Genomic DNA, 13,394 nt, shown 5'->3' with positions numbered 1-13,394 from the left:
GTTATGAAGACTGCTTATGTTGCCGGCCATCGCCCGTTCCTGAGGCCGCTGGTCTTTTTTACGAAACTCATCACGTTGCTGTTGATGTTTGCCAGTATGCAGGTGCAGGCGAAAAGTTTTTCACAGCAGAAGATCAACCTGCAACTGCACAAGGCCACCCTCAAACAATTATTGAATGAAGTGGAGAAACAAACCCTTTACAGGTTTGTATATCATTCCGGCACTTTGCCAGCCGATAAAAAGCTTGATATCTCCATGAAAGATGCTGAACTGGACCAGGTGCTCAGCCAGGCTTTCAAAGGACTGGCCATAAATTATTCAGTCCGGGAAGACAACCTGGTGGTGGTGTTCTCAACCGCCCGGCCGGCGGAACAGGACAAAGTGATAAAAGGCAAAGTGACCGGTCCGGATAATAAACCCCTGGCAGGAGTATCGGTGCTGATCACCGGTACCAGTGCGGGAACCACTACGGATGCAAACGGTGATTACAGTCTTTCTGTTCCCGCAAGTGCAAAATCCCTGTCTTTCTCCCTGGTAGGATATCTGGATGAGCAGGTCCTGTTGAACCGCCCGATAATCAATGTAACAATGAAATTATCCGCAACCAGCCTCGGTGAGGTGGTGGTTACAGGATATACCAGTTATTCCCGGAACAAATCGGCCTCTGCAGCTACAACAGTTGGTGGTGATAAGATCAATGACGTACCCTCAGCCACTTTTGAACAGGCATTGCAGGGCCGTGTGCCAGGCCTTTCCATCTCTGCTATATCAGGCCAACCAGGCACCAGTGCAAGAGTTTTACTGAGAGGAGTTGGATCAATTGCCGGTGACAATACTGTTCTGTATGTAATGGATGGAGTGCCTATTGAATCAGGCGCTTTCATGTCGCTTAACCCCGGGGATATTGAATCTGTCACGGTATTGAAAGATGCTTCCGCAAAAGCCATCTATGGTTCCCGTGGTTCAAATGGGGTAATTGTGATCACTACCAAAAAGGGGAAGGCGGGAAAACTTGCCCTGGAATACCGGTCGCAATACGGCGTTTCAACCCTTACTTCCACCAAGTTCAGGATGATGAATTCCGCCGAGAGAAAAGAATTTGAAGAGGGCATCGGTGTGGAAACGGGGGCAGAGGCAGGTCCTTTCTGGACCTATTCAAAACTGAACCCTGATTATGCCAATATGAGCGCAGCAGAAAAACAGAACGCTGATCATATTGTAGACAGTCTCCTTGGTGTAAACACTGACTGGCGCGATTTATTCATGCGCAATGGGAGTTTCATGGAACAGCAGATCAGCGCCAGTGGTGGCAACCAGAATATCAGGTTTTACACTTCGCTCAACTATTTTGATCAGCAGGGTCTCATTAAAGTATCAGACCTGAAGCGGTATACCCTTAAGAACAATCTGGATTTTACTTACGGAAAATTTTCTGCCAACCTCAATCTGAATATCGGATACTCAAAATCCAATCTTATTCAGAATGAAAACGGCACCGGTGCCAATAATCCCATTTCCGCAGTTTATTACGCTCTCCCTTATGAATATCCTTATGCTCCTGATGGAAAGCTGGTAACTACAGAAGATGGAAGCAAATACCCGGTGCTTGATCTCCGGGAAGGCAGCGATTCTTACGCCCGCATGCAGAATACCACCAATAAGCTCAACCAGCTGAAAACAGTGATGAGTCTTTCTCTGAACTATACTGTTGCGCCAGGGCTGGTGGCTAAAACAAGGCTGGGTATCGACTACCGGGATCAGACAACCGAACAGTTTATCAATCCTGATTCCTATGCTGGCCGGAGGGTATCAAATGGAAGACTGGGTTCCTTTGGTGAAGGGGTAAGCCGACGCACTTCCCTGGTATCTACTTCAGGTCTGACTTATAATGGAGTATTTGGTGCCGATCATGAAGTGGAAGTGTCAGGCCTGTATGAATTTCTCAGCAATAAAGACAGGCGTTTCAATTATACCGGTTTTGGTCTTGATCCCCGCTTGCCTGAAACACCCGCAGGTATCGGCAACACCGCTACCTATATCCCAACATTGGGTGGTGCGCGTACAGAAAATGCCATGTCTTCCCTGATTGGTATTGCACGATATACCTATCAGAATAAATATACGCTCAATGCCAGTTACCGCTATGATGGCTCTTCTACTTTGCCGGAAAATAACCGCTGGCATGGGTTCTATTCTGTTGGAGCCAGCTGGGAGGTCAGACGAGAATCATTCATGGAAAATGTACATGCAATAACCGGACTTCGTTTCAGGGCCAGTTATGGTACTACTGCAAGCCCTTTCCCTTCCAACTTTGCCTACCTGCCTGCTTATGGCCTTTCTCCGTATGGTGGCAACGCCGGCATCGTTCCTACTTCTCCCGGCAACCCTTTTTACGATTGGGAATATGCCAGGGAGCTGAATATCGGATTTGACCTGGCGCTGATTCAGAACCGGATCCGCCTGACTGCAGAATATTATAACAGGATCACCAGTAATCTTTTTATTGATCAGCCATTACCCGCCACTTCAGGCTTCACCAATTTATCTATCAGTTCCGGAAAAATGAGGAATCGCGGCGTAGAAATCGACCTGCAGGCCGATGTGATAAAAACAAAGGACCTGATCTGGACGGTTGGTGGTAATATGGGTTACAATAAAAATGTGGTCCTCGATCTTGGCGGTGCAGATGAATTTGAATTCCAGTACACCGGTATCATCAGGGTAGGGCTTCCTTACGGTTCCCATTATGCGCCTAAATGGGCTGGCGTGAATCCTGCCAATGGAGACCCTCAGTATTATACACCTGACGGGCAGATTACCACTAATTATAATGCGGCCACACTAAGCGTTGCCGACTTTGGAACCTATATCCCTGTAATTACAGGCGGCTTCAATACCTCCTTTACCTGGAAAGATTTTTATGTGAATGCCCTGTTTTCTTTCAATGCCAAAGTAATGCGGTACAACAATGAAGATTATTTCAACGAGAATCCCAGCTTTATTACCAGTAACCAGTCTGTAAGATTGCTGAATGACCGCTGGAAAAAACCGGGAGATAATGCCATTCTGCCCAGGATCAGCGCTTCGCGCACCTTCACCTCCAGGGATATTCAGGATGCTTCTTATGTACGCCTGAGAAATGTCAATATTGGTTACAATCTTCCAGCTTCAATGCTCAGCAAATGGAAATTCATTTCAGGAGTTCAGATCAACCTGCAGGGACAGAACCTGCTTACCTGGACCAAATGGCGGGGATTTGATCCTGAGAACGGCAATGAATATGCGAGGTTCAGCTTTCCCGCGCCAAGAACTTTTGTACTGGGCTTAAATGTTAACTTCTAACCGCTTATGACCATGACAACAATACCTTCTTATAAAAATATTTTCCTGGGATCCGTAACTGCTTTGTTACTGCTCAGTGCCTGTAACAAACAACTGGACCTGCTGCCTTCAGATACCATCGATCCCTCCAAGGCTTTCAGGAATGTAAAGGATGTGAACTCCGGCTTGCTCGGCGCCTACAGCGCTCTTAATTATTACAGCAGTATCTTTTATACTACCCGTATAACAGATGAAGTGATGCTTCCCACGGAGAACAGCACGGGTAGCGGTGTTGCCACCTACCGATGGCAATACGACGGCTCTTTTCAACATGATGCCTGGTATGATAATTACAAAGGCATTGACAGGGTGAACCGCGTATTATCTGTAATAGATGAGATACCGGCCCTGGCAGGTGACGAAACCACACAGAAAAGCCAGTATAAAGGGGAGTTACTGGCTTTGCGTGCCTATTGTCATTTTGAGCTCATCAGGAATTTTGCATCCGGATATGTGGCGGATTCCATGGGCATCCCATACATGGAGAAATCTGAGATCACCAAATATCCACGTGCCAGCTTTGGTACGGTAATGTCAAAGATCAATGCTGATCTTACAGCGGCAAAAGACCTGATACCCGTTGGATTCAGTGACAATACCAGGATCACCAGGCTGGCCGTTTCAGCCATACAGGCACGGGTTGCCCTTTATGAAAAGAACTGGCCAAACGCTATAAAATACGCTACGGAAGTGATCAATGGAAAACCCCTGGCTTCCCGCGCTGATTTTCCGAAAATCTGGCATGAAGAAGCTCCTGCTGAAGTGATATGGAAACTGAAAAGAGTGGCGTCAGACTCGGAAACTCCATTGGGTAATCTGTATACTCAGGAAACATTCCTCTCTAATCCTGCAGGCTCACGGGTTTACTATGCCGCATCTTATGAACTTACAAACCTGTTTGATCAGGCCAATGATATCCGCTTCTCTTCCTATATTGTTGTAGATCCGGGCAGGGTAACGGCGGGCAGAACTCCTAATGTAGTGATCAAGTACACTAATAATGGATCTACCAACCGGAACCTGGTTGATATCAAACTGTTCCGTACAGGTGAAATGTACCTGATCCGCTCAGAAGCTTATGCAGGAAATAACCAGCTTGATCTGGCTGAAGATGATCTCAATGATCTTCGCAGGACCCGTATCAGCGGATATGCAGACCAGACCTTTGCAGATAAAACGGCGCTGATGGATGCCATCGAAAAAGAAAGATTCAAAGAACTGGCTTTTGAAGGACACCGGCATCACGATCTCAGAAGGTGGAACCTGCCCGTGACCAGACTGCCGGAAGATGCTGTGAATGCGCTGGGTGCGGTAAACCTGCCTCCTACCCAGGCTCAATACAGATGGCCGATCCCTAACTCTGAATTACGTGTCAATCCAAATCTGAAACAAAATCCTTTTTACTGATCATGAAAATTGGTAAACTTCTTCTCAAACAATATTTGTTGCAGACAGCAGCGGGTGTATTACTGATGTATAACGTTAATGCACAAACGAAAAACACAACCGGGCCTTCCCTGAAATTATCTGGTGATCCTGCAGATGTAACCACTCCTACAAAGGGAGGAGTAGTGCTCATTGGCGGCGGTGGTAATGTGGATGCTGCTTTCAAATGGATGATAGATAGAAGCGGAGGTGGTGATGTTGTGGTGATAAGGGCTTCAGGAGATTATTTGTATAATGATGATATTGCCAAACTGGGAAAAGTAAACTCGGTGGAAACCCTTCTGATCGATTCCCGGGAAGTGGCCAATGATGAAAAAGTAGCAACTACCATCCGCAATGCCGAAATGCTGTTCATTACTGGCGGTGATCAGAGCAATTACATGAACTTCTGGAGAAATACCAAAACTTCGGAAGCCATCAATTACCTGCTCAATACAAAGAAGGTTCCTGCCGGTGGCACCAGTGCCGGCTGCGCAGTGCTCAGTGGATTTTATTACAGCGGGGAAACGGGCAGCGCCACCTCGGAAATCACCATGGATCCTTTCGATAAAAATGTAACTCTCTATAATAATGATTTTCTGCAGCCTCCCTACCTGAAAAATGTTCTGACAGATCAGCATTATTCGCAGCGCATGAGGCAGGGCAGGCATATAACTTTTCTGAGCAGGATCATCAACGACTGGAAACTGTTTCCTAAAGGCATTGCTCCTGATGAAAGAACAGCTGTTTGTATCGATGAACAGGGCAATGCGCAGGTGATCGGAGAAGGTAAAGCATATTTTATCAGCACAGACCCTGCTGCTGCTCCCGAACGTATCAAACCGGGTGTTCCATTGCAATGGCTGGCCGGCCGGCAAGCTATGCGTGTTTATGAAATTCAGGGCAGCGCAGCCGGCGCAGGTTATTTTTCTGTGTCTGATTTTGATCCGGCTAAAGCCAAAGGTGGTATATGGTACTGGTGGTGGGTGGATAAAGGGGCGTGGCAGCAAAGTCCGATGGATAAATACGTAATAGTAGTACATGGCGGTGCAGGCACTATCCTGAAGAGTAAAATGACGCCGGAGAAAGAAGCTGCTTATAAAAAAGGCCTTCAGCAGGCGCTTGAAGCGGGTTATGCAAAATGGAAATCGGGCGCTCCGGCCCTGGATGCCGTGGAAGCGGCCATACGGACGCTGGAAGATAATCCGCTCTTCAATGCAGGCAAAGGCGCCGTTTTTACGCATGATGGAAAAAATGAACTGGATGCAAGTATCATGAATGGCGCCACGTTACAGGCTGGTGCTGTGGCAGGTGTAAAAACACTACGCCACCCGATCTCGGCCGCCAGGGCTGTGATGGAAAAATCCGAACATGTGATGATGGTGGGTGCAGGCGCAGAACAATTTGCAAAAGAAGCCGGAATGGAAATAGTGAAACCTGAATATTTCCGTACAGTAGAACGCTGGAAACAATTGCAGGATGCCATCAAAGAAGATGAAAAGAAAGCAAAGCTGGACCATAGTTATGTACCTCATAAAGCAGGAACTATCAACGTGGACAATAAGTTCGGTACTGTAGGTTGCGTAGTGCTTGACCGGAGCGGTAATATCGCTGCAGGTACTTCCACTGGTGGCATGACCAACAAGAAATACGGAAGGGTGGGAGATTCTCCCATCATCGGAGCCGGCACTTATGCCAATGGCTCTGTAGGGATTTCGTGTACTGGTTGGGGTGAGTTCTATATTCGTTCCGTTGTGGCCTATGATCTTGCTGCAATCATGGAGTACAAGGGATATACTGTACAGGACGCAGGTAAATCTGTGATCGCAAAAGTTGGAAAGCTGGGCGGTGATGGCGGATTGATTGCCCTTGACAAAAACGGGAACGTTGCCATGCCTTTCAACACAGAAGGAATGTACCGCGGTACCATTACCAGCGAAGGAAAAATAGATATTGAGATTTATAAGAACTAATCCCTTCCCCTCGAAATAAAAAGGAAATGGCGCCTCATTGAGACGCCATTTCCTTTTTTATGTTCAGCAAGTCTGCTTACACAGCATCCTTACCATGACAGTTCTTGAACTTCTTACCGCTTCCGCAAGGACATGGGTCATTCCTTCCGATCTTTGGTCCCACCTTCACAGGCTCCTGCTTTGAATCAGTTCCGGAAGGATCGAAGTAATCGTTCTCGTTCGCTGCATAATCTTCACCTCTTGCATCGATCTCTTCTTTATTGGCCTTCATGCGGCTCATATCGGTCTTCTGCTCGCGGCCTTCACGGATCTGAGCCTGTTGCGCCTGTCCTCCGTTATCCTGTTCGATAGGGATAGTAGCGTGAGCGAGGAATCCAACGATATCTTTATTCAGTTCGCTGCCCATTTGTTTGAACAGGTCGAATGCGGTGAGCTTGTAGATCACCAGCGGATCTTTCTGTTCCAGGTAAGCGGTCTGTACACTTTGTTTGAGGTCATCCATAGCACGTAAATGCTCTTTCCAGGCATCATCGATCACTGCGAGCGTGATCTGACGCTCCAGGGCGCCGGTGAGTTCACGGCCATTGCTCTCGATCGTTTTATCGAGATTGGCGAGCACCTGCATACCTTTCTTGCCATCAGCAAAAGGAACCACCACATTCTCGATATGGCTTCCCTGGCTCTGGCGGATATTGCGGAACACAGGTACAGCCTGCGTTTGCAGATCGGCCATTTTACGCTGGTAGCGCTCAGTGGCTTCCTGGTAGAGCCTGTCAGACAGCTGCTCTTCGTTTCCTTTTTCAAATTCATCAGCCGTGATGCTGGTGTCGATACCGAAGCCGAGGATCGCTGACATACGGAACCCGTCATAATCATTCTGCTCTTTGAAGCTGCCCACGATGCTTTGTGAGACGCCGTAGAATGCTTCATCCAGGTCAACCGCCAGGCGGTCTCCGAACAACGCGTGATTACGTTTCTGGTAGATCACGTTACGCTGTTTGTTCATTACGTCGTCATATTCCAGGAGGCGCTTACGGATGCCGAAGTTGTTTTCTTCCACTTTCTTCTGGGCGCGCTCGATACTTCTTGTTACCATGCTGTGCTGGATCACTTCCCCTTCCTTGTATCCGAAGCGGTCCATGATCTTGGCGATACGGTCGCTTCCGAACAGGCGCATCAGCTCATCTTCCAGGGAAACGTAGAACTGAGTGGTACCGGGATCTCCCTGACGGCCTGCACGACCACGGAGCTGTCTGTCCACACGACGGCTTTCGTGACGCTCTGTGCCGATGATGGCCAGACCGCCTGCCTCTTTCACACCAGGTCCGAGCTTGATATCCGTACCACGGCCCGCCATATTGGTAGCGATGGTCACAGCACCGGCCAGGCCGGCTTCTGCTACCACCTGCGCCTCACGCGCGTGTTGTTTTGCGTTCAATACATTGTGCGGGATCTTCTTCACATGCAGCATCTTCGCCAGCAATTCACTCACCTCTACGGAAGTGGTACCTACCAGTACGGGACGGCCGGCATTGCGCATGTTCTCGATCTCATCTATAACGGCTTTGTACTTCTCACGTTTTGTTTTATACACCAGGTCCTCATGGTCCTTACGTACAGCCTTCATATTAGTGGGAACGGTCACCACATCCAGTTTATAGATATCCCAGAATTCACCTGCTTCAGTAACCGCTGTACCGGTCATACCGGCCAGCTTATGGTACATCCTGAAATAGTTCTGCAGGGTGATAGTTGCGTAGGTCTGGGTAGCTGCTTCGATCTTCACATTTTCTTTTGCCTCGATGGCCTGGTGCAGACCGTCGGAATAACGGCGGCCATCCAGGATACGGCCGGTTTGTTCATCCACGATCTTCACCTGACCGTCCATTACCACATACTCCACGTCTTTATCAAAGAGGGTGTAGGCTTTCAGCAATTGCTGAACGGTGTGGATACGATCGGCTTTCACGGTGTAGTCGTTGAGGATCGCTTCTTTCTGTGCGAGTTTCTCTTCGGCAGAGTCTTCGCTTCTGTCGATCTCCGCGAGGGATACACTGATATCAGGCAGTACAAAGAACTCGGGATCTTCTCCTGCTTTTGTGATGGCCTGGATACCTTTATCGGTCAGGTCAACCTGGTTGTTCTTTTCATCGATATGGAAGAACAGTTCCTGGTCAACCGTTGGCATTTGTTTTTGCTGATCGGCGAGGTAATAATTCTCTGACTTCTGCAGTTTCACTTTTACGCCGGGCTCGCTGAGGAATTTGATCAGGGCGCTGGCTTTTGGCAGACCGCGGTAAGCGCGCATCAGCGCCAGACCGCCGCTCTTAGGATCATCATCTCCGTCTGCGAATAATTTCTTCGCCTCGTTCAGGTATTTGTTGGTCACCTGTTTCTGGGCTTCCACCAGTTGCTGTACACGGGCTTTGAGAATATGGTATTGTTGATCGTCTCCACGGGGAACCGGACCGGAGATGATCAACGGAGTACGGGCATCATCGATCAATACGGAGTCAACCTCATCCACCATGGCATAGTGGTGCTTGCGTTGCACCATTTCTTCCGGTGTATGCACCATATTATCACGGAGGTAGTCGAAACCGAATTCGTTATTGGTTCCGTAGGTGAGGTCGGCCAGGTAGGCGTTCCTGCGTGCGGCACTGTTGGGTTGGTGTTTATCGATACAATCCACGGTGAGGCCCAGCCATTCGAAGATGGTGCCGTTCCACTCGGAGTCACGTTTTGCGAGGTAATCGTTCACGGTTACGATGTGAACGCCGGCGCCTGCAAGGGCGTTGAGGTAGGCGGGGAGGGTAGACACGAGTGTTTTACCTTCACCGGTAGCCATTTCGGCGATCTTTCCCTGGTGCAGTGCAATACCACCCATGAGCTGCACATCATAGTGCACCATGTTCCAGGTAACCAGGTTTCCGCCTGCATTCCAGGTATTGTTGAAAATGGATTTATCTCCATCGATGCGTACATAGTCTTTCTTCACGCTCAGGTCACGGTCAAGCTGCGTAGCCGTGGAAACCAGTTCAGTATTCTCCTTGAAGCGGCGCGCTGTTTCTTTAACGGTGGCGAAGGCTTCGGGGAGGATCTCTTTCAGCACTTCCTCGATGGCTTTATTCCGGTCTTTGCGGAGCTTGTCTACTTCCTGGTAGAGCGCTTCTTTTCCATTGATATCGCTGAACGGGAGTGCTTCGGCCTCTGCATTCATTTTAGTTATCTCGGCGTCGATGCCCTGGAGATGTTCATTGATGCGCGCTTTGAACTCCTGTGTTTTGTTCCTGAGCTGGTCATTGGACAGTGACTGGTAAGAGCTAAAATGCTGATTGATCTTTTCAACCAGAGGAAGGAAGGATTTGATATCTTTTTCCGACTTGCTGCCTCCGAAGATCTTGGAAATAAAACCTAACATGTTATAGCTAATTGTTTAATTTAAATGAATTCACCTCAACCTCACGCGGGTTCCAATTGCACAGAGGGAGGCAGAGGAGCCGGTGAAATCCGGATATGGTTGTCAAAAAGAATGCTAGGCTTTGATAACTAGCCAATTTGACAGGATGCCAAAGGTAAGAAAATAAAGTTTTGGTATGATTGATAAAAAAGTTAGTATATTAGCGCTAAATTTATTAGTCTATGTCTCAAGCTGGTAAAAACCTTAAGTATCTGCGGAAGCTCCGCGGATGGACCCAGGAAGAATTTGCCACCAGGCTGGGAATCAAGAGATCCCTGCTGGGCGCTTATGAAGAGGAGAGGGCGGAGCCCCGTATCGAAGTGCTGGAACTGGTGGGCGATATCTTTAAATTAACATTGGATGAGCTGTTACTCAAGGACCTGGGGGATACGAAAGGATCTTACCTGAGCAAGCGCCGTGCGCAGAAAATGTCAGCGGGCACGGCTGAAATCCAGTTCGTTCCGGTAAAAGCGGCAGCCGGTTACCTGGCGGGTTACGCTGATCCTGAATTCATTGACGAGCTGAATACTTTCACCCTGCCGATGCTTTCGCCCGGATATTACCGTGCTTTCGAGATCATCGGGGACTCAATGGCGCCTACGGCCTCCGGTTCCGTGATCGTTTGTGAGAAGGTGGATGAGATAGATGATGTCCGCAACAACAACACTTATATTGTGGTTACCCGTACGGAAGGGATTGTATACAAAAGAGTGATGAAGAGCAACCGTACCAAGAATAAACTCACGCTGATCAGCGATAATGCTGCCTATCAGCCTTACAATATCAACTCTGAAGATGTGCTGGAACTCTGGAAGGCCGCTTACATCATGGGGAAAGCCAACCAGCAGCAACGCTGGGATGTGAACCAGCTCGCCAGTATGGTGAACACCCTCCAGGAGCAGGTGAGTACCATGAAGAAGAAAATGAATTAGCAGGCAGCAGCAGATTTTGAATTGTGCTTGTCTTCATTGGTGTCACTTTGTGACTTACAGGTCACCGTTACCAAACGAAGAGAAAAATCTGCTATTGATCTGATCGTGCCCGTAAGTGTACGATCGGTGGTTAGTTGTAATCCGTTTCGCGATTTGGGGTTTTTACGCGGGTTTTTCCGATCGAAGGCAATAACTTTGCACCCCCTAAAAGCCAACATGCGAAGTGAACTGACTGCTATACTGTTCTTCTCCTGCATGGGTATGCAACTGCATGCCCAGAAAAAGATCACGCATGCTGTAAAGTCCACGGAAGCTATTCATATAGATGGAACGCTTGATGAAGCTGAATGGCAACAGGCACCCATCGCTACAGATTTTATCACCAATGGCCCGGTATTCGGTCTGCCCGCCAGTTCCAGAACGGAAGTGCGTGTGCTGTACGACAATACGGCTATTTATATAGGTGCTTACCTCTATGACGATCCGGCAGCAGTCCGTCGTCAGTTCACTGCCCGCGATAATGAACAGCGCGCAGATGTAGATCATTTTTCTGTTTTCTTCGATACTTATCACGATAATCAGAACGCCTTTCAATTCCTGGTGACTGCCCGCAATGTGCAAAGTGATGCCCGTGTGTCACCCAATGCAGCCACTAACTGGGGTACCTACGGAGATCTCAGCTGGGATGCCGTATGGGATAGTAAAGTGAGTTTTGAAAAAGACAGATGGGTGGTGGAAATGAAGATCCCCTTCTTCGCCGTTCGCTTCCCCAGTAAAAATATCCAGGACTGGGGCATTCAGTTCCTGCGCTTCAGCCGCAGAAACAATGAGACCACTTTCTGGAACCCAGTCAATCCCAACGTGAATGGTTTTGTGCTGCAGTTCGGAGACCTGAAAGGATTACAGGAGATAAAACCCCCGCTGCGATTGAGCTTTTCGCCCTATATAAGCGGCGGTTACAGGGAAACTCCCCAGCTGGGCGACAAAACGCAGTATGAAACCCTCAAGAGTGGTGGCATGGATGTGAAATATGGTATCAGCGAGAGCTTTACCCTGGATGCCACGCTGATCCCGGATTTCGGACAGGTGATCTCCGATGATATCGTCAATAATATTACTCCCTTTGAGATAGAGTTCAGGGAGAACAGGCCCTTCTTTACGGAGGGCACGGAGCTATTCAACAAAGCCGGTATCTTTTATTCCCGCCGGATCGGCAAAGTGCCTGACCGGTATGAGGAGATCAAATACAATGCACGGTATGGCAATTACCCGGGTTATTCACTCAGGAAGAATCCATCCGTAACGCGGTTATACAATGCTGTTAAATTCTCGGGTAGAACGGATGGCAACCTGGGGATCGGTATTTTCAACTCCGTTACTGAACCGGTAAAGGCCAGACTGCGAAATGATTTCACGGGAGAGGACTCCGTTATCATCTCCGAGCCCTTTACCAATTACAATGTGCTGGTGCTCGATCAGGCACTGAAGAACCGTTCCTATATCACTTTCACCAATACCAATGTGCTGCGTGAAGGACCGGAGCGGGATGCCAATGTCAGCGCCCTGGATATTGCCCTGTATGATAATAAGAACCTGTACGGGCTGGTCTTGCAACCCCGATACAGCATGGTCTTCGACAATAAGGGAAACTACAACGGTTTCAGTAACTATGCAGAATTCGGGAAAGTGAGTGGTAAGCTGCAATTCAAGGTCAGCAATGAATTGAAAACGGCGAAGTACGACCCCAATGATCTTGGTTTTCTTTCTGCTCCCAACCGCTTTGCCAGCAAGGCGGAAGTGAGTTATAATATTTACGAGGCATCCAAATGGTTCATGAACCAGAGCTACGGGATCTCTGTAGAGCAGCGTTACCTGTTCAAGCCCTTTATTTATGAGCGCACCAAACTGGAAGCATTCGGGTTCTGGCTCTTCAAGAATTTCTGGGACCTGCGTTTGTCAGTGGATATCGGACCTCGCTGGTACAACGACTACTTTGAAATGCAGACACCGGCAGATCTGTTGAGTACACCGCGTCAGCCACTGAAGAAAGCTCCTTACTATTCTTTCTTTTCAGATGGCAGCACAGACAGCCGGAAGAAACTGTACATGAGTTGGTCGCTCGGATTTGCAGAAGGGCCGCTGCCCAATGATCCATTTCACCTGGTTGAACTGGCTGCGAGGTACCGTTTCAGCGACCGGTTGTCCATTACCGGTAGTTTTACC

General features: G+C 48.5%; 6 protein-coding genes. 5 read left to right on the top strand and 1 reads right to left on the bottom strand.

The genetic code is table 11. The annotated features are described in order from the left end of the window. Nucleotides 1-3: 3 nt before the first annotated feature. From ACTHMC_RS22310 to ACTHMC_RS22300, 3 genes are read left to right on the top strand one after another with little or no spacing between them, the layout of a single operon-like run. Complete coding sequence (locus ACTHMC_RS22310) at nucleotides 4-3,342, top strand: TonB-dependent receptor (RefSeq protein ID WP_440416546.1); 3,339 nt, start codon at nucleotides 4-6, stop codon at nucleotides 3,340-3,342. Nucleotides 3,343-3,354: 12 nt separating this feature from the next. After that, nucleotides 3,355-4,788 carry a RagB/SusD family nutrient uptake outer membrane protein gene (locus ACTHMC_RS22305; RefSeq protein WP_440416544.1) on the top strand — a complete coding sequence of 478 codons (1,434 nt, stop codon included), beginning with the start codon at nucleotides 3,355-3,357 and terminating at the stop codon, nucleotides 4,786-4,788. A 2-nt stretch (nucleotides 4,789-4,790) separates the two neighbouring features. Further along, nucleotides 4,791-6,779 carry an isoaspartyl peptidase/L-asparaginase gene (locus tag ACTHMC_RS22300; RefSeq protein ID WP_440416543.1) on the top strand — a complete coding sequence of 663 codons (1,989 nt, stop codon included), beginning with the start codon at nucleotides 4,791-4,793 and terminating at the stop codon, nucleotides 6,777-6,779. Nucleotides 6,780-6,855: 76 nt separating this feature from the next. On the opposite strand, the gene secA is transcribed toward ACTHMC_RS22300, so the two are convergent. After that, complete coding sequence (secA, locus tag ACTHMC_RS22295) at nucleotides 6,856-10,200, bottom strand: preprotein translocase subunit SecA (protein WP_440416541.1); 3,345 nt, start codon at nucleotides 10,198-10,200, stop codon at nucleotides 6,856-6,858. 221 nt (nucleotides 10,201-10,421) lie between these two features. Between secA and ACTHMC_RS22290 the strand changes: the two genes are divergently transcribed. After that, on the top strand, nucleotides 10,422-11,171 hold the full coding sequence (locus ACTHMC_RS22290) for an XRE family transcriptional regulator (RefSeq protein ID WP_440416540.1): 750 nt from the start codon (nucleotides 10,422-10,424) through the stop codon (nucleotides 11,169-11,171). A 216-nt stretch (nucleotides 11,172-11,387) separates the two neighbouring features. Next, a partial coding sequence (locus ACTHMC_RS22285) for a DUF5916 domain-containing protein (protein ID WP_440416538.1) occupies nucleotides 11,388-13,394 on the top strand: 2,007 nt, incomplete at its 3' end.

It is taken from the genome of Pseudobacter sp., from assembly GCF_051955275.1.
Taxonomy (GTDB): Bacteria; Bacteroidota; Bacteroidia; order Chitinophagales; family Chitinophagaceae; genus Pseudobacter.
The sequence above is the reverse complement of the archived record's forward strand: the minus strand, read 5'-3'. Positions and strand labels throughout refer to the sequence as shown.

What these genes read in the sequence shown, in the direction of transcription:
- ACTHMC_RS22310 (WP_440416546.1), top strand. Translation starts at nt 4, where the DNA reads ATGAAGACTGCTTATGTTGCCGGCCATCGCCCGTTCCTGAGGCCGCTG.
- ACTHMC_RS22305 (WP_440416544.1), top strand. Translation starts at nt 3,355, where the DNA reads ATGACAACAATACCTTCTTATAAAAATATTTTCCTGGGATCCGTAACT.
- ACTHMC_RS22300 (WP_440416543.1), top strand. Translation starts at nt 4,791, where the DNA reads ATGAAAATTGGTAAACTTCTTCTCAAACAATATTTGTTGCAGACAGCA.
- secA (WP_440416541.1), bottom strand. Translation starts at nt 10,200, where the DNA reads ATGTTAGGTTTTATTTCCAAGATCTTCGGAGGCAGCAAGTCGGAAAAA.
- ACTHMC_RS22290 (WP_440416540.1), top strand. Translation starts at nt 10,422, where the DNA reads ATGTCTCAAGCTGGTAAAAACCTTAAGTATCTGCGGAAGCTCCGCGGA.